Raw genomic sequence first — 18929 nt, 5'->3', positions numbered from 1 at the left:
TATCGAAAGAGACATAGGTTTGCCGGAGGATGACTGCATTGCCATTCCTTTAGCCTCGGGAGGTAAGTCCTATGGGTAAGGTCAGAGCTCGTGAATAAAATGGATGTTTATTTTTCGATTTTAGAGTCAACGGTGCTCGCTGTCGCGAGTAGATCACTCTCCACGACACTAACGCGAATCGTCGTAAGGTGGAAAAAGTCCTCGAGCGTATTGAGCGTGAAATCGTGGCGGGGACATTTGATTACGGTACGTTCTTTCCAGGTAGCGGCAGGGCAAGCCAGTTCGGAAGCCGCCCATCGACTCCCTCAGTCGGTGTAATACCTGGTGTTGGTCGCGGTGATATAGCTGCGGCTCTAGTTCCACCAGCGGTAATGGAGCGTGCTACTCCAACATTTTCTGAGTTCACTGAAGTTTGGTTAACGGAAAATGACGCTGTCTGGCGCAGGAACACCATGATCTCCACATAAGGTACATGTTAATGGTTATCTGCTGCCGCGTTTTGCTGAAAAGCAGATGCACCAGATTCTGAAAGCAGACTGGTTAGCGTTTCGGGCTGATATCGCTAAAACCGGTGGCAGTATGAAGAAGCGAACGCTTTCAGCAAAAACCGTCAATGAGATTATGCAGATACTAGGAGCGATTCTTGCTGAGGGAGCGGATCGTTACGAATTCCCTAATCCTATGCAAAACGTAAAACGACTTAAGACGCAGAAAGTCCATATCGATCCACTGTCGTTTGATGAAGTGGAAAAATTCATCTCCAGCGTCCGTGTGGATTATAGGCAGTACTTTATTGTGCGCTTTTATACCGGACTGCGAACAGGAGAAGTCCATGGTCTCCAGTGGCGCTATATAGATTTTGAGCGCCGTGAAATCTTGGTGCGAGAAACCTACAGTCACTTAGGTCGTGCATACGCCAAAAATGACGGCTCACAGCGCAAAGTCCATATGTCAGAACCGGTCTATCAGGCTTTAAAAACGCAATATGAAGCGTCTGGTCATCTCAGTGAATACGTGTTCTGCACGCGCATAGGTACGCCTATAGATCCGCTTAATGTGAATAAACGGATTTGGAAGCCAACCCTAAAATTATTGGGAATGAAAGACCGACGTTTTTATCAAACCCGCCATACCGCGGCAACGCTCTGGCTAGCTTCTGGTGAGGCGCCAGAGTGGATTGCCAAGCAGATGGGCCATACCAGTACCGAGATACTGTTTAAAGTCTACTCACGCTACGTTCCAAACCTAACCCGACAAGATGGGTCAGCCTTTGAGCGGCTGCTGCTTCAACGAATGGTAGGGGTGGCGCAATGAAGAGATCCTAACGACTACAGGGCAGCAAGTAGCTAATAACGACAGGGTACGGTCCCGCGAATGCTCTCGTGCTGAGAGAAGTTCTTTAATAGAAGAGGCACGCCGGTTGAAGGGGATTCAATTCAGAGTAATACGCCGCACCGACAAACTTGATCGTGCGGGTCGAGCTTGCTTGCGTCTAGAGCTAGGAAACTTATCAGGAACAGCAACGGCGTTCATTCGCCATGATGAGTTTGCGGCGCATCAACGTAATGTACATCATGGCGATATTGTATTAATAACCGGTGAGCTACAAGAGATGGCTGATCGATTTTTGATTCGCATCGATGAAATTTGTAGGGCTCACTATAGTTGCATACGACCAACGGCGCTGTTGCCTAAAGAGTGGGTACTGCCAAACTTTACACCACAGCTTCGTACCGTCATTCGGCATTGGCTTGGTATATCCAGTCCCGCATTAAAACGTTTCATGGCTGATGTGTTTCTGGATGCTAGCAATGCACTGGGGTTTCTCAATGTGCCCGCAAGTAAGCGCTGTCATCATGTGTATCAAGGCGGGTTACTAGATCACACTGCGGACATGCTTTTAAAACTTGAGGAGACAACATGGTTTCAGGAGCGAGTATTTCAGCGTGATCTAGCGACGGTGTTGGTCGTTCTGCATGACATAGGTAAAACCGTCACGTTCTTTGGGAGAAATCATTCGAGCAGGGCAGAACATCAGTCCGTGAAATGGCTGCACTGGAAATGTTGGCTGCGCCTCTTGCGACGTTAGAAATGACAGATCCGATCGCAGCCAATTTAATTCGTGGCTTTTTCAAGCCTCGTGATTGGTATCCCAAAAAGCGCGATCCGATTTACAAGCTCGTCAGTTCGTTTGATCGCGAGAGTGCTAATTTCTTAACTGGTGGGCCGTTATGAAAAGTACGCCTATACCGTTAAGCCGATTTAAACGAGAGTTAAATCAGGTTATGCGTAACTTAGAAAGCGGGTTCGTTAGTAGCTACGTCGTTATACGGAAAGGTAAGCGGGTAGCTTATGTTATTAAATATGAGATATATCAAGAGTGGTTGTCTATGATTGAGCCTATTGAGGATCGTCTAAAATGATGGGCTTGTCTTGGTAGGTCATACTGAAGCTGCTGCTTCATACTTCCTCCGATGGTTAATTTTTACCATGCGGAGTGTCTACAGTGATAGGGGCTATTTAGTATTCATTGCGCACCGGAAGATTTGCGTGAATGGCGGTGACTTCTTCTTCGCGATAGATGTTTCGCTGTGATATTGCTGTATGAGAAATCTTGTCAAATTTAAACTGAAATTCGACACTCTGATGCTTAAAATACGTTACTTACAATCTCTGAACCGCGATCCAAGCACCAATAAACTGAGACGCCACCTATGGCGGTAATAGTTGCTAATTCAGTGTAATTGTATATTTGTTCAGATTGTTGTCGCACCAAATAAAAAGTAATAGAAACGACGCCAACAAATGCGAGTTGTCCAAGTTCTATGCCCACATTAAATGCGAGCAGCGCCGATACCACATCACTAGCCGGTATACCTATTTCTTGCAATGCGCCGGCAAAGCCGAGGCCGTGTATTAGGCCAAAAAGACTAGCGACTAACCACGGGTGTCGTTTAATGTAGGGCTGCTTATCACTAAGCCTAGGTCGGCTTAATTCCAGCGCTAGAATCAAAATAGTTGCTGCTATAGACAGTTCAACGAGTGGGGGCCAAACCGTTATTAACTCAAAGCTTACCAAGGCTAAGGTTACGCTGTGCCCCAAAGTGAAAGCGCTTACGGTTTTCACTACCCCTAGCCATGAGCCTGCAAGTAATAATAGCGCAGTAACAAAGAATAAATGGTCGGTGCCTCCCAGAATGTGCTCGAATCCCAAACCAATATACTGAATAAATACTGACTCATCGTTATTCGTTTTTGGCACACTATACTTTGGAACCTCGGGGGTGAGCACAACTTGCTGTAAGTTTCCGGTTAAAGGCTGAAAGCGCAGCATTGCAATAGTTTGACTCGCGGCTAGTGCGTTCACTGCGAGGGTTTTACCATTAAGTCCACCGTCACAAGTTGCAAACCAGCGCCGCTCTAGCTTGGTATTTTCCTGAGCTATACTGGGGGTGTCACTTTGGCAAGACTCTGGAAGTATAGGCTCTGGTGAGACTTTCGCACCCATAGGGGTCCGCCATAGTACTTGATAATGATCGGCTTGAACTTCATCGATCTGTAATAGTGACGGTGCTAGTTTATCGGCAAGGGAACTTGCACTAAATAAAACAAAATAAATAGCGAGTGTTAGCGTAGCGGTAAAACCGCTTACACGTTTCCGGTTGGCTGTCACTGGGTTTCAACCTCATACTTATTTATTAGTGCTGCTGTGTATTTTTTTAGCGCCTCATCTTCCGCATCGCGGATATAGTCGTTCTCGAGTATATTTTTTACGTCGCTAAAACTTCTGTAGGACGCTTCCTCTAAGTTAATGACTTTGACGAGATGCGCACCATAGGCTGAATTTAGTGGACCAAACCAGTCGTCTTGAGTCTGGCCAGACCTTAGAGTCGTCGCGAGGGATTGCGCAAATGATTCGCCGAAAATACTCTGCAGCTTGGCTAAACTCATCAAAGGCTGCTTATTGCCGAGCATAAAGTAGTCGCCAAGGGCGAATGCTTGCTCATCAGTAATTGATTCTTCGGTTAACTGCTTTTGGACTGAAACTACGCGTGCCCCAATGGTCGCAGTGTCGGCGCGATCTTTGCTGAAATAAAGATGGGAAATTGCAATGCGCGGCTCGAGTCTCCATCGCTCTGGGGATTCGCGATAGCGGGTTTCTAACTCAGCTTCGTTAATTTTTATCATGGGGTAGGCGAGCCCGCGGCCAATTGTTTCCATTTTTTGCACCAGGGCTTGACGGATGAGCGTGTCATTTGTGTGTAAATTAAGGTTGAAAGCGGTGCTGATTTTTTCTGAATCACTACCATCAACGCCAAGAAAATTTGCACTCATCAGCAAGTGCTGTCGCACAACTGAGTCGCTCAAGTGCAGTTTATGGCGTAAAGCTTCAGCGAAAAGCACGCGCTCGGTGAGCTCGCGCTTAGCGATCACTGCGCGCTGTTGATCGTTAGGGTAGGAGCCATAGCGACTTGCCCAGTCAGCATAGCTCGCGTTCAGTGCGGTTTCGCTAGGCGCTGCAATACGATAAGAATCCTGCCAAGCGAAGTAATAGTCGCCCAGCCAAAGTACTAGCCCCAGCACGCAAAACCTAAGTAGGGGAGCGCGCGCCACTAAGCATTTAGACATTCATTACCACACTTCTTGGTATTTGGGTTTATACGTGTTTGCGTTGTAATAGGAATCTTATCAAGCAATGAAACGCTTATAGAGCTTGCCGGCGTTTTGTCCATAAGAAATTTTCTCGCGGAGCCTTGACTCATGCTGAGTGCCCCGAATACTTGCAATGGCTGAAGGCCGTTGCTGATTGCCGCTTACATATATAGAAGCACGGTAGGGCAGCGTATAGCTTTAAATCCACGTTTAGTGGCAATGTACACTACGACTTCGACTGTCTAAGGATCATAATCGGCCAAGCAGAGATGACCGATTATGATCCCCTTGGTCGTTTGGCGTTAACTTATACTTCATCGCAATCAGGGGTGTTATGAACTCCCTTTTAAATTGGCGAGGCCTGATTTCGCTTGTATAAAGTTGTTGTTGAGGACCTAAATAATGAAAATATTTCGCCATTCAATACCGAAAATTGCCTTTTCCACTGCGTATTTATCCATAGCAGCGCTGCCTGTAGCTGCACAGGATACTGATAGCGCGAACGCAGGTAAAGAAACACGATATGCGCTAGAAGAAGTTATGGTAACGGCGCAGAAACGTTCAGAAAATCTTCAGGATGTCCCCCTTTCGGTATCTGTCATGAGCGGTGATGAAGTCCGCGAGAAAGGTTTGAAGAACCTCAATGAAGTGTCGTTGTACGCCCCAAATACCCGTATAACTGCGGGTGGAAACGGCGGCTCGGTGAAAATGCGGGGCTTGGGGTCAGGTAATAACTCCGGGTTCGAGCAGGCGGTTGCCTTCGTCATCGATGGCGTTTATTACGGCCGAATCAATTACATGCGCAGCGGGCTGGTAGATTTAGGCGGCATTGAAATTTTACGAGGGCCTCAGGGCACCTTAATGGGCAAGAACGCGATTGCGGGTGCGGTCAATATGAGTACCCAGAACCCACATCAGGAATGGGAGCTCGATTTGGCGTACGGTGTAGGCGATCGCAATCGTAAAGTCACTACCGCTATTGTGAATGCCCCACTCATTGATGATGCCTTAAGTCTGCGATTGGTCGCAAAGACTGAGCGTCAGGAAGGTTACTACGAAAATGCCACCCTCGATCGCGACTCCCAGGGCTTAGACAGCGAATTATACCGAGTGAAGATTGGCTTTGATGCCATCGAAAACCTCAGTGTGGTCGCCAACTACGAAGAATCTAGCTATAGCATTTTCGGCGCTTCACTGGAAATGCTCAAAGCTACCGAAGGGACGCTTCGAATCAATCGGGAGTATGAACCGGATTTTGAAGCAGAGGCTGACTACCGGAATTGGGGTAATAGTGACAGCCCGTCGATCAATGAAATTCGTATCGGCACCATAAAAGTCGACTACGATTGGGGCGACTATATTCTGACATCCATCAGCGGGTGGTCTGATCTGTTTAATACATCGACTATTGATGCCGATGCCGGCCCAATCCCTTTCATCTCCAGTGCCAGTGATGACGACTACGAGCAGTACAGCCAGGAATTTCGAATCACCTCCCCTGCAGACGGAGCTTTCGACTATGTCGCTGGGCTGTTTCTGTTTGGCACCGAGTTTGAAAATGACTCTGATCTGGGACTTAACTCTAGCTTAGCGCCCATTGTTTTGGCGTCACAGCGCAATCCTAATTTGGTTTTGCCTGGTTTCAGTAACAGCCCCACTTTCTCCCGTACTATAGATGATCACTCCATTGGGGTCTTTGTGCAGGAAACCACATCCGCAGCCTTATTCGGTCAGATGCGTTGGCGCATATTCGATTCCAGAATGACGCTCATGGCTGGGCTTCGCTATTCTTATGAAGAAAAGGAAGCCTCCATGGCCAGGCGTTTTGAGGGCAACTCCACCTTCTTCACGAGTGTCCAAGGGCATGAAGAGTTTGAGACCGACGCCAAGCGCATTGAGCGCGATTTCTCTCCGAAGCTTTCGGTAAGCTATGCCCTTAGTGATGACGTCAATGTCTATACCACCTATGCCAAAGCCTTTAAGGGTGGTGGCTATAATGCCGCCGCCAACACTGCTGATGAGTTTGAGTTTGATGAAGAGCAAGCCGACACCTACGAACTTGGCATTAAGGGACAGCTGCTCGATGGCATGCTCCGCCTCAACTTTGCCACCTTTTATACAGAGTTCACGGGCTTGCAGGTATCCAGCTTTAACGGTGACAGTTTTATCGTGAAAAATGCTGCCAACGCCACAACTCAAGGTATCGAGCTTGACACTACTCTACTTGCCGCAGCCGGGCTCATCGTCAAGTTTTCCGCTGGCTACACCGATGCACGCTACGACAGTTTCACTAACGCATCGTGCCCCGTGGGACAAAACCCGCCCTGCGATTTATCCGGTGAGCGGCTGGATAAAGCGCCCGAGTGGACTGGCACCCTCGGTTTTAATTACAACCTACCCCTAGGTGACCTCCCAATTGAGTTCATGCTAGGTGCTGACGCCACTTATCAGAGCAGCCAATTTACCGCTGGCGACAATGATCCGGAGTCAATCGAGCCCAAGTACGTGAAGTACAATGCCCGCCTTGGCATACAGGCAAGCAATGGTAGCTGGCAACTGCTGCTTGATGGCAAAAACCTGTCGGATGAAAAAACACTGATCTCCACGGCAGACGTACCCGTCCAGCCCGGTAGCTATATGGGTGTATACAACGAGCCCAAGGCTGTGTCCCTTGATTTCCGTATTCGTTACTAAACACCTTTGAGTAGGCCGCTTCTTATGTTGAAGAAAATCGTATTCACTTTTCTGGTACTACTGCTAGTTGCTACCGGTTTTGTCTGGGTCAAGTTTATCGGGCCATTGCAAGATGGTGCCGATCGCTTTGGCCCAGCCACGGCCCCTCGTGATGCCGCTTTGCAGGACGACAGCAAAATAAATATACCGGCGCCACAGACAGCGCAAACACAGCCAGTGCCAAACCCCAATATGAATTTGTATTGGGGTGAGCTACATGTCCATACCAGCGAGAGTTTCGATGCAACGCTGTTTGGTAATACCTTTGGTATTGAAGATGCTTACCGCTTTGCAAAAGGTGAGCCGCTGACCAACGCCGGTGGCGAGCTCATGCAGCTTGCTCGGCCCTTGGATTTTGTCGCGATCACCGATCACGCTGAGGGCTTTGGTACCCGCACTCACTGCGGTAATCCCGGACTGTCGTTAATCGATCGTGGCCTCTGCTGGTTTTTTAATCTGCCTAATCCGAGAATTTTTCAGATCTTTGCTGGCGCCGCTCGTGGTACTGCAGAGCTTGGTGACACCTCAAAGCCGGCCGGTGTTTATCAACAAACGGCACGGACACCGCTCAGTTCCGGTGCATTTCCTACCTGCAAATTAGGCGATGGTACGCCCGAGCGATGCTATGAAAATGCCAAAACCGACTGGGCGCGTTATATCGAACTCGCTGACCGCTACTATGAACCGGGCACATTGACCACGTTCGTTGCCTATGAATTTTCACCGGGTATGCCTGATCAGGGTAAGCATCACCGCAATGTAGTATTTCGCTCTAGCGTAGTCCCAGAACGGGCCACTTCTAGTCTAGATGTACCCAACGCCATCGAACTTTGGAAGGCACTGGAAGCCGACTGCGGTGTTGGCTGTGACTTTTTGACAATGCCGCATAACCCCAACAAAGCGTGGGGCCTGACTTATTCCCGCTACACCTGGGATGGCAAAGAGTACGGTGAAGCAGATTGGCGCTTGCGCCAGCGACGCGAACCGCTGGCAGAAATATTCCAGGTCAAGGGTGCGCAAGAATGTGCCCTCGGCGTGGGTGCCACCGACGAAGAGTGCGCCTTCGCGCAGGTGTTTGATCCGTGCTTGCCCGGCGAAACTACCGGCTGCGCTTTCCAGACGGGCTTTGTCCGTCAGGGGCTCAAAGTCGGCTTGGAATTAGAGAAGGAACTCGGCTTTAATCCCCTGCAAGTGGGTTTCATTGCGGCTACCGACAGCCATAATTCCAATCCCGGTGATGTCGAAGAGTGGGATTTTCGCGGCGCTGTCGGTGCCGTTACCTCATCGGCGTATCGTCGCCTGAGAGACGACGCCCCCGAAGGCGAAAAAGCCTACAAATCCACGCTTAAAATTAATACCTCGGGTGGTCTCGCTGCGGTCTGGGCGCCGGAAAATACCCGTGAAGCAATTTTCGACGCACTTGCCCGTCGGGAAACCTACGCTACTTCGGGACCGCGCATGGGTATCCGTTTCTACGCGGGCTGGAACATCGACCAACAGATTCTTGACAGCTCAGACCCGGTTCCGCTGCTGCTGAAAAGGGGTGTACCAATGGGCGGCGTGCTAACAAGTAATGCAACGCAAACTGACTCGCCTGGTTTCTTTGTCTCGGCAAACAGAGACCCCCTCGACGCGCCGTTACAGCGTATCCAAATGATCAAGGGATGGATCGATGATAATGGCCAAACCCATGAGAAGGTAGTGGATATTGCCTGCGCCGATGGCCTGGCGGTTGATCCTTTAAGCGGTCGCTGCCCAGATAACGGTGCTAGCGTCGATCTGGAAACGTGTAAATTCAGCGAAGGCTCCGGGGCCAATACACTGAGCGCGGTCTGGCATGACCCCGACTACGAGCCGAGCCAGAGTGCCTTTTATTATACTCGTGTGCTAATGAACCCGACCTGTCGTTGGTCGAGCTATGACGCTATCCGCTTAGGTCAAACGCCGGACCCGCGCGTACCGACCACTATCCGCGAGCGCGCTTGGACGAGTCCGATCTGGCTTAGCCCCAATAAATAAGAACGTAAACCGAAAAAATAATTGAGACCACACTGATGATTTTTCGTACTGCTCTGATCTCTGCTACTGTACTGCTTGCGGCTTGCTCGGGTGATTCACCGAGCGCTGAAGAGCGGGCAGCGGCGCAGGAATACTATCGCACCACCAATACGGTAATACCTGCGGTGGATAAAATAATGAATTTTCCACCAGCCCCGCAGGCTAGCGCTGAGCGGCCCCCTGCAAATCCCGATCGCAATGCCTATTTCGGCGACTTGCATGTGCATACCACGTATTCCTTTGATGCCTCTGCGTTTGGTACCACGGCGACTCCTGCCGACGCCTATCGCTATGCTCGGGGTGAGATGATACTCCACCCGAGCGGCTTTGAGCTTCAACTGAAGCAGCCGCTGGATTTTTACGCGGTTACCGATCACGCGGTTTTTCTCGGCCTCATCAACGAGGCGGCGGATACCAGTACTGCGTTTTCAACGCAGGATGTCGCAAAGCCCTACCACGATATTAATGCCTCGGTCGGCGGCGGTCTGTTGGACCTATCAAAGCGATCAAAAATCTTTTTTAACTTTATCAGTGACGTGATAATTCAGGTGCGTGACGGCAGCATAAAAGATGCCGAAATAAACAATATCAGCGGTAATGCTTGGCAGGAAACCGTCAAGGCGGCCAATGCGGCCTACGAGCCCGGTACCTTTACCACCTTTGCGGGTTATGAATTTACCACCTCCACTGCAGTGCAAGCCAACCTGCACCGCAATGTTATTTTTCGTGGTACTGATCGTCTTCCTGCAGTGCCTTTTTCACGGTTGAACAGTATAAATCCGGAAGGCTTGTGGGACTGGATGGACGGCTTGCGCGCGCAGGGTATTGAGAGTCTGGCTATTCCCCACAACAGTAACGGCTCCGACGGCGCAATGTTCGAACTCATTGACTGGGCTAGAAATCCCATAGACGCTGACTATGCTCAGCAGCGCATTCGCAACGAACCCTTGGTGGAAATCACCCAGATTAAAGGTACATCAGACACTCATCCATTACTTTCGGAAACCGACGAGTGGGCTAGTTTTGAAATTCTAACATCTCAGCCAGCCACTAAACTGCCCAGCGCGCCCCCTGGTAGCTATGTGCGCGATGCCTGGTTACGGGGTTTGGCACTGGAAGAAAAGGGTGCCGGTAACCCCTATAAATTTGGGGTGGTGGGGTCAACTGATACGCATATCGGCGCTGCTTCAATAGACGAGAGTAATCACTTTGGCAAGGTTGGTATTTTTGATTCAACAGCGGAAAAACGTGGCTCTGTGCCCGCCAGCTGGTTATATGGCACTGCGCTGAAACTGGCCGCTCCAAATATGCTGACTGAGGTCGAAGGTGAAACCTATTTGGCAATGCAATCCTACGAGCAGTGGTCAGCTTCGGGTCTGGCTGGCGTGTGGGCCGAGGAAAATACGCGGGAATCGATATATGCGGCGCTGCGTCGTAAGGAAACCTTTGCCACCAGTGGGCCCCGGATCCGGGTGCGGTTCTTTGCTGGCTATGAACTGAGCGATTTGTCACTGGATAGTCACACGCTTATTGGTGATGCCTATCGTAGCGCCGAGGCCATGGGTGGCAATCTGCAGGCAAAGGGCGAGCAGCAGCCGACATTTTTGGCATGGGCCGTGGCCGATGCCAATACACAACCACTGCAGCGCTTACAGATCATTAAAGGCTGGCTGGAAAACGGTGAGCACCGCGAGCGGGTATATGACGTTGCTTGCCCGGCCGGGCTAAAGATCGACCCCAATACCCAGCGCTGTCCTGATAATGGCGCTCGCGTTGATCTCAGCGATTGCTCAACCACCGCTGGGGTCGGCGCGGCAGAACTGAAAACACTTTGGCGCGACCCTGATTTTACGCCTGGGGAAGACGCCTTCTATTACGTACGGACACTGGAAAATCCAGTGTGTCGCTGGTCAACTTGGGATGCCATTCGAAGTGGCAACAAACCACGACCAGACTTGCCGTCAACTATTCAAGAGCGCGCTTGGTCATCGCCCATCTGGTATAGCCAGACTGCCGCGCTTTCACAAATTAAATAGGACATAACACCATGAACGAGCCAAACGACTTCGTCGATGTTCTCATCATCGGCGCGGGTCTGTCGGGGGTGGGTGCTGCTTGCCAGTTGCGTCGCCTCTGCCCAGAGCGAAGCCTGCGAGTTTTTGAATCTCGTGCTGCCAGTGGCGGCACATGGGACCTATTCCGCTACCCTGGCATACGTTCCGACAGTGATATGTACACCTTTAGTTATGGTTTTAAACCTTGGCTAGATGACTCAGCCATTGCCGATGGCGATAAAATCCGCGCCTACATTCGCGAAGCCGCGGCCGAGTTCGATGTTGAAACCCATACCCGCTACCTACACAAAGTAGTGTCTGCCAATTGGTCTTCTTCCGACAAGCGCTGGTTGGTCACCGCTGAGCGTAGCGATACCGGCGAGCGGGTAAGCGTTAGCTGTCGGTTTGTATTTAATTGCTCGGGCTATTACGATTACGATGAGGGTTACACACCGGAATTCGATGGCACTAAGGACTTCTCCGGACAAATAATTCATGCCCAACAATGGCCAGAGGAGCTGGACTACCGCGGCAAACGGGTCGTCGTTATCGGCAGTGGTGCCACAGCCATTACCTTGGTGCCCACCATGGCCAAAGACACGGCCAGCATTACCATGTTGCAGCGCAGCCCAACCTATATAGCGCATGTTCCGTCGGAAGATCCGACCGCCAGAAAGCTAAAAAAATGGCTACCGAAATCTTGGGTTTTTCGATTAATGCGTTGGAAAAAAGTGGCATTTCAACTCTATATTTACCGCTTGTCCCGCAAAAATCCCGAGATGCTGCGTAAATTTTTGCTCGGTCTGCTGCGTAAAGAGCTGGGGCCAGACTATGACATCGGCACCCATTTTACACCGCACTACAACCCTTGGGATCAGCGTCTGTGCGCGTCTCGCGATGGCGATTTATTTGCGGCCATTCGCGAGGGGCGTGCCGAGGTGGTTACCGATCACATAGACCATTTTAATGAACAGGGCATTGCCTTGAAATCAGGTGCACAGCTAGAGGCCGATATCGTGGTGATGGCAACCGGCCTCAATTTGAAGTTTGCCGGCGGTATCGCCTACAGCATTGATGACAAGATACTCGATTTTAAAGAGCATTTTATTTACCGCGGCATGATGTTTTCGGATGTGCCGAACATGGCGTTTACCGTCGGTTATACCAATTCGTCATGGACGCTGAAGGCCGATCTTGTTAGCGCCTATGTATGCCGGCTGCTCAATAAAATGAAAAGCACCGGCAAAGACTCGGCGACACCGCGCATCAATGGATCTCTAGAAGAAGCGCCCCTACTTGATTTTGATGCAGGTTACGTAGTGCGCAGCAGATCCGAGATGCCCAAGCAAGGTGATCGCTTTCCGTGGAAAATGTACCAGAATTACATCAAAGATTTTATCAGCATGCGCTTGGGTAGATTGGATAAGAACGAAATCGAATTGCGGTAGTGGCTCAATGGTTTGCGGCATTAGAAAAATGTCGCTTACTCACTCGCGCTCCACACACTTTGTTACAGCTTTGGAATAAGTATGTCGATATTGCTTTGGATTGTCTTGCTGCTTTTACTATTGCTTCATGGCTACCGTGAATATTGGTGCAGACGCGATCTGCCACAGATCCATAAGGGTGAATTTGACGGCGCACTGATGAAAGTGGGTAGCACTTTCATCGCAAGGCGCCCAGCGAAAAATGGCAGCACTCGTACTCTTATTTGTTTTCCTGGTTTTTTGGAAGATATGCGTTATTTTCAAGATGTCTACAAAGATAGCGACGCTGAACTGATTCTACTTAATAATGCGAATTATCATTGTCCGTTTTCTATGGACGATATTACCGAACTCGATTGGCCTAAAAATCCCTATACGCTTGGCACTATCGAACACGATGCATTCTACATGGGTAATGCTCTTGAGCGACTGGCTTCCGGCCACGAGATTTGTCTACACGGTCATTCCCGCGGCGGCGCTGTGGTCTTGGAAACGGGTCGTCAGTTCCCAGAGCTGACGAATTCGAAAACGCGGTTAGTCCGAGCACTTCTCGAAGCCGCAGTTCTTCCTCAGGCTCGTACCGTAGGTAACGGTTCTGAGCCTTTGCCTCATAAGCTTCAATGTTATTTTATTCCGATTTATTTCGGCTTATCTCGCAATATTAGCGCAGAAAAACTACTCAAGTTGCCAATGATGCGGCCTACAACCACACTGAAAACAGATCTTTGTCTTTCCGTCTTCAGTGTTTCCCGCAGCTATGCGACCTGTGTGGCTAACGTGCGATCGATTTTTGCATGGCAACGTTCGACGCAATTTGATGTGTATGAAAATTATAAATTCTTGACGGTGGTATTGGGTGAACGAGATACCACTTTAGATTTAAAAAGCATGAAGGCCAGCGCCTTGCAGGGCCAGCAGCGCAATAGCGGCCTTAGTATTCTTCAAACGGAAGGCACAAACCATTTTGTTAGTCTCGAGCGGCCAGAGCTAATCCGGGCGATTCACTGACAACATTGGCCGACGCGCCGTTGGAAATAGAGGATTAATCTCATGGTTACTCAAAAGCCGATTCAGTTGATAGGCGGCACCGGGTCCCCTTACACACAAAAGATGGTGGCCCTGCTGCGCTACCGGCGCTTGCCTTATGCCGTGCGGTGGGGAATGCCCTCGGAGGTTTGTGAATCGCTGGGCGTGGCGAAGCCCAAGCCAATCTTTGAACCGACGTTTTTTTTCGAAGAAAGCGGAGCCACAATAGCCGTATGTGATTCAACGCCGATTATCCGCCGTTTAGAGGCTAGCTACAGTGGTCGATCGGTACTGCCCACTGACCCTGCCGTGGCCTTTCTCGATTATTTGATTGAAGACTTCGCCGATGAATGGTGTACCAAGTACATGTTTCATTATCGTTGGCACGCAGCGCAGGACGCGGACAATGCGGGCATACTATTGCCGCTTAGTATGAGCGTTAGTATGCCAGAAGAGTCTCACCAAGAGTTCAAAAAGTGGGTTGTAGATCGCCAGGTCAGTCGCCTTTACGTTGTGGGTTCTAATGACATTACCGCACCGGTGATCGACGCCAGCTACCGGCGCTTTCTTGCCGCCATGGAAAGCCATTTGGCCAATCAAAATTTTATGCTGGGTAAGCGTCCTGGCGCTGGTGACTTTGGGCTGTTCGGTCAGTTAAGCCAATTGATTGGTTTCGATCCCACGCCAAGGGCGATTGCTCATGAGGTTTCGCCACGCACAGTTGCTTGGGTCGATCTCATGCGCGATCAGAGTGGCCTGGAGCCCACAGAGCAGGATTGGATCCGGCTGGAGGATCAGGTCGATACATTGCGCGAGCTGTTAAAAGAAATCGGTCGCATGTACGCCCCAGCGCAATTGGCCAACGCCCGCGCCGTGCAGGCAGGAGAAAAAACCTGGGAGTGCGAGATCGATGGCGTAGTCTGGACTCAACAGTCTTTTCCTTATCAAGCGAAGTGCTTGCGCTGGACTAACGAGCTCTACCGGAGTGTGAGCGACAAAGATCGCGCAAGAATCGACTTCCTACTTGAGGGTACTGGTGTTGAGACTATGTTGTCACTCTGAATTCACAACGCGGCTTTGCTTAATCAACTTCGACTAAGCCGTGTCGGTTGACAGAGTGGGGCTAAGTAACCAGAGCTAAGCAACCAGGCTCAACCTAGTTACGAAAAAAGTCTACATGGGAAAATACCCATGGCTAATATGGCCGAATATGATTCTGTAATAATTTGGCTCAACCCTATACTTGTCTGCATTGATCTGTCCAAGTTTAAAAGTAGGGAAGCCTAGATAAATAATCGTTCACGAGGCTGCTTCTAGCATAGACAAACTTCGTGAGGCTTGTTTGATAAGCGAAAAGATTGGAATGACTCAGCCGGACATTGAACGATGAATGAGGCTGATTGGAATCAAAAAATAGGATGGACCATGAATAATCAGACAGGCAGTGCAGGGGCATCCGGCGCTGGTATATTGACTACTGGCCAACCCTTGGCGGGTCACCGCACAGCGCTGACTTTACTCGTTCTGGCTTACACCCTGTCGATGTGCGACCGGATGATTCTATCAATTCTTTTTCCGGATATAAAAGCAGAATTTGGTTTAAGCGATAGCCAATTGGGTTTGCTGGGAGGGCTTTCCTTCGCCCTGTTTTACGCCATCATGGGGCTGCCAATTGCGCGCTTGTCTGACACACACAGTCGGAAGCGCATCATTATTATCAGCCTCGTTATTTTCTCTTTGATGACAGCCTTGAGCGGCCTGGCCGCCGGCTTCATCAGTCTTCTTTTAATGCGGATCGGTGTCGGAGTGGGTGAAGCAGGCGTAAACCCTGCCAGCCATTCTATTGTTGCTGATTATTTCCCGCCGAAGCGCCGTGCTTTCGCTATGGCCACCTTAATGCTGGGCGGTAGTTTCGGCATGATTCTTGGTTTTGTTGGCGGTGGTTTTATTGCCGAGGCCTATGGTTGGCGCATTGCCTTGGTATCGGTAGGCGTTCCTGGTTTGTTGTTGGCATTTTTTATGGCCAGATTTCTGCAAGAACCTGCTAGGGGGAGTTTCGAAGCAGAAACGCCGCCACCGCCACCGCCCATCCTCACCACAGCCGCACACCTGTGGGCCAACCCCGCTATGCGCCACCTAATGGCTGGGGGGGTCGTGGCTGGGCTGATGTCCTATGGTCTTACCCAGTGGTTACCAACGTTCTTCATAAGAACCCATGAGCTCAGTCTATCCCAAGCCGGTATGATGATTGCTGGCGTGTTTGGCATTTCAGGTGCTATCGGTGCGCTGGCCGTGGGCAAATTTTTTGATCGACTTTCCACCCGTGGTTTTCAATACGGCCTGTGGATGCTTGCCCTCGTTCCGTTCGTTTCCATACCACTATTCATCTTGGGACTTTTCGCTGACAACCTGACCATTGCAATACTGCTATTCATCATTCCGGGCTTTTTCGCGAACAGTTTTATGGGGCCGTCGCTGGCCATGGTGCAAACCCTGTCGCCGGTGCACATGCGTGCTGTTTCCTCTGCGATCATGATGCTGTGCCTCAATCTCATTGGTCTCGGCTTGGGCCCGCTGCTGGTAGGTGTGCTCAGCGATATGCTCAGCACCGTCTATGGTGAACGCTCGTTGGGTGTTGCGCTGGCCTGTTTTGGGCTCTTTGCTTTCTGGGGCTCTGTGCACTTTTGGCTTTGCGGTCGGGCCATAGCTAAGCAGCTGTGAGCACAAATTAGTTTAGTAACGCTGATCAATGGTCAGTATTATCATGCGGGTGCGCGTGAAGACATGCTCAGCAGCAATGCTATTCAGCTAATTGAGACGCGCTAAAAATAATTAGTGAATTTATGAAACGTAAAAATAATTATCTTGTACTGGCGATTATCAGCTACGCTGACGTCTGCAGTATTCGGTGCTGGTTAATTACGCCGCAAAAATATAAAAATAGGGCCGCACTCTACAATAGTGAAAATAAGGCAAAGCGCTCCGAATGCAGGGCGGGCTGATAAAGCCCTGTATTTTCCTTTCGTGGATTTGTCAGGCTTAGCGCAATTCACGCCGTAAAATTTTACCGACATTTGATTTAGGCAACTCATCGCGAAACTCGATAAACTTAGGCACTTTGTAGGCGGTGAGATCTTGACGACAAAATTCTCTAAGCGCGGATTCCGTTAAGCCAGTATTTCTGTATACCACAAAGGCTTTTACGGCTTCGCCTGAACGCTCATCCTTAACACCTACTACCGCGCATTCCAGTACATCGGGATGACTGCACAAGACGTTCTCAATTTCATTGGGGTAGACATTAAAACCGGACACCAAAATCATATCTTTAATACGATCGACGATTTTATAGAAACCGTCATCAAGTTCCACGGCAACATCGCCGGTTTTAAAGAAGCCTTCGGTGTCGATCGCCTCATTAGTCGCTTCCGGACGTCCCCAGTAGCCCATCATGACTTGAGAGCCGCGTACCCAAATTTCACCTTCCTCACCTTGGGCCACCTCATTGCCAGAGGCGTCCATGAGTTTTACTTCCTGAAAACCCACGGCTTTACCCGCACTGCCAATGCGGCGGGTGGAGGGTGTGTTCAGGGTTAGGTTGGCCGTGGTTTCAGAGAGGCCGTAACCCTCAACCAGTTTGGAGTCTGTTCTGCTTTCCCATTGTTGGGCAACGTCAGGCACCAGCGCCGCGCCACCGGCAATGGTCCACTTTAGGTGTGACCAGTCGACATCATCAAACTTTTCATTGGCCATTAGGCCAACCAGCATGGTGTTCACGGCGGCAAAGCCATTGAATGGCACAGACTTCATGGTATCCAGTAAACCATCAAGATCACGCGGATTGGGGATAATGACCGAGCGGCCGCCAGAGGCAAAATTACCGCATAGATACACGCTAAAGCCGAAGATATGGTACATCGGCAGTGGCGCAATCAGCAGGCCAGTGAAAGGTTCATCGCCATCTTTCTCAAGGTGCTTTTTAGACTGCGCAACGCAGGCAATAATATTGCCATGAGTGAGCATGGCGCCCTTGGCAACACCCGTTGTACCGCCGGTATATTGCAGTACCGCTAAATCATTCAGTGTGGGGCGAACCTGGGGTAATGCTTTACCTGCGCCTAGATCGATGGCGGTTGCTAAGCTGAGTGATGTCACCGAGTCGTCGAGATTATTGGCTGTTACGGATGCTGCGTTTTGCTGCGTGTTTATCATGTCGAACGCGTGGGTAGTGATGAGTAACTTGATGTCGGTGTCTGGAATAACCTTTTTTGCCGCTGCAATAAAATCACTGAGCATCACCACTGCTTTGGCGCCACTGTCTTGAAACTGGTGGCGCAACTCTCTTTCGGTATAAAGCGGATTGGTATTCACCAGCACCAAGCCCGCGCGCAGAATGCCCCATGCAGCGACGGGGTACTGAATCAGGTTAGGCAGTTGAATGGCTACCCGGTCGCCATGCTCTAAACCCCCATCACCGCGCAGATAAGCCGCAAACTTAGCTGACTTCTCATCTATCTCACGAAAAGTGACGTCTTGCCCCAAGCAGGTAAAGGCGATCCTGTCGGAGAATTCAGTACAAGCCCTCTCGAACAGATCCAGCACCGATGTGTAATTTTCATCATTGATTGCGTTAATTTGCTGGCGGGCGAAATCGAAGCGAGGGTCGACGGAAAAACTCATAGTATGGCGCTCTTTCGGTTTGTCTAATTTATGGAATTATTAAAATTATTTACTTTATAGCTAGCATAGCAAGGTAATTCAATAACGGGCATTTTAGGGAATCATATTCAGCCAAACCATTGCTTGGCTCGTTACTAATATCAGCCCTATATTAGATTAGCTGGCCGAATATGATTCCTATATTTTGCTTAGCCCAAGGTAATCTTTTCGTTATAGCAAGAAGCTTATAGCGGAGGAG

Annotated in this window: 13 protein-coding genes; 10 read left to right on the top strand and 3 right to left on the bottom strand. The window is 50.0% G+C overall.

What is annotated here, in order from left to right:
• The first annotated feature begins 152 nt into the window (after positions 1 to 152).
• From ACI955_RS03665 to ACI955_RS03655, 3 genes are all read left to right on the top strand, one after another.
• Positions 153 to 467, top strand: coding sequence for an Arm DNA-binding domain-containing protein (locus ACI955_RS03665; protein ID WP_415242385.1), 315 nt, complete (start codon positions 153 to 155; stop codon positions 465 to 467).
• A gap of 46 nt (positions 468 to 513) precedes the next feature.
• Positions 514 to 1314, top strand: a complete 801-nt coding sequence (locus ACI955_RS03660) for a tyrosine-type recombinase/integrase (protein ID WP_415242376.1) — start codon at positions 514 to 516, stop codon at positions 1312 to 1314.
• Between the two features lie 106 nt (positions 1315 to 1420).
• Positions 1421 to 2089, top strand: a complete 669-nt coding sequence (locus tag ACI955_RS03655; RefSeq protein ID WP_415242375.1) for a TraI domain-containing protein — start codon at positions 1421 to 1423, stop codon at positions 2087 to 2089.
• Positions 2090 to 2650: 561 nt separating this feature from the next.
• Here the strand turns inward: ACI955_RS03655 and ACI955_RS03650 are convergent.
• Together ACI955_RS03650 and ACI955_RS03645 are read right to left on the bottom strand one after the other, a co-directional pair.
• Positions 2651 to 3673, bottom strand: coding sequence for a HupE/UreJ family protein (locus ACI955_RS03650; RefSeq protein ID WP_415242374.1), 1023 nt, complete (start codon positions 3671 to 3673; stop codon positions 2651 to 2653).
• Positions 3670 to 4629, bottom strand: a complete 960-nt coding sequence (locus tag ACI955_RS03645; protein WP_415242373.1) for a peptidyl-prolyl cis-trans isomerase — start codon at positions 4627 to 4629, stop codon at positions 3670 to 3672. The genes ACI955_RS03650 and ACI955_RS03645 overlap by 4 nt, the downstream gene beginning before the upstream one ends.
• 426 nt (positions 4630 to 5055) lie before the next feature.
• On the opposite strand from ACI955_RS03645, the gene ACI955_RS03640 reads away from it, so the two are divergent.
• The 7 genes from ACI955_RS03640 (at position 5056) to ACI955_RS03610 (ending at position 16732) form a co-directional block, all read left to right on the top strand.
• Positions 5056 to 7347 (top strand): TonB-dependent receptor, encoded by a 2292-nt coding sequence (locus ACI955_RS03640; protein WP_415242372.1) that lies wholly within the window; start codon positions 5056 to 5058, stop codon positions 7345 to 7347.
• Positions 7348 to 7371: 24 nt separating this feature from the next.
• Positions 7372 to 9405 (top strand): DUF3604 domain-containing protein, encoded by a 2034-nt coding sequence (locus ACI955_RS03635; protein WP_415242371.1) that lies wholly within the window; start codon positions 7372 to 7374, stop codon positions 9403 to 9405.
• Between the two features lie 35 nt (positions 9406 to 9440).
• A complete protein-coding gene (locus tag ACI955_RS03630) occupies positions 9441 to 11480 on the top strand; it encodes a DUF3604 domain-containing protein (protein WP_415242370.1) in 2040 nt (679 codons plus the stop codon).
• Positions 11481 to 11491: 11 nt separating this feature from the next.
• Positions 11492 to 12946 carry a flavin-containing monooxygenase gene (locus ACI955_RS03625; RefSeq protein ID WP_415242369.1) on the top strand — a complete coding sequence of 485 codons (1455 nt, stop codon included), beginning with the start codon at positions 11492 to 11494 and terminating at the stop codon, positions 12944 to 12946.
• 81 nt (positions 12947 to 13027) lie between these two features.
• Positions 13028 to 13993, top strand: a complete 966-nt coding sequence (locus ACI955_RS03620; RefSeq protein ID WP_415242368.1) for an alpha/beta hydrolase — start codon at positions 13028 to 13030, stop codon at positions 13991 to 13993.
• 42 nt (positions 13994 to 14035) lie between these two features.
• Positions 14036 to 15073 carry a glutathione S-transferase family protein gene (locus ACI955_RS03615; RefSeq protein ID WP_415242367.1) on the top strand — a complete coding sequence of 346 codons (1038 nt, stop codon included), beginning with the start codon at positions 14036 to 14038 and terminating at the stop codon, positions 15071 to 15073.
• A gap of 324 nt (positions 15074 to 15397) precedes the next feature.
• Positions 15398 to 16732, top strand: coding sequence for a spinster family MFS transporter (locus tag ACI955_RS03610; RefSeq protein WP_415242366.1), 1335 nt, complete (start codon positions 15398 to 15400; stop codon positions 16730 to 16732).
• A 318-nt stretch (positions 16733 to 17050) separates the two neighbouring features.
• On the opposite strand, the gene ACI955_RS03605 is transcribed toward ACI955_RS03610, so the two are convergent.
• Complete coding sequence (locus tag ACI955_RS03605) at positions 17051 to 18691, bottom strand: AMP-binding protein (protein WP_415242365.1); 1641 nt, start codon at positions 18689 to 18691, stop codon at positions 17051 to 17053.
• Between the last annotated feature and the right edge of the window lie 238 nt (positions 18692 to 18929).

This window comes from Zhongshania sp., from assembly GCF_047636175.1.
Classification (GTDB): Bacteria; Pseudomonadota; Gammaproteobacteria; order Pseudomonadales; family Spongiibacteraceae; genus Spongiibacter.
This window is presented reverse-complemented; position numbering and strand designations above follow the sequence as displayed.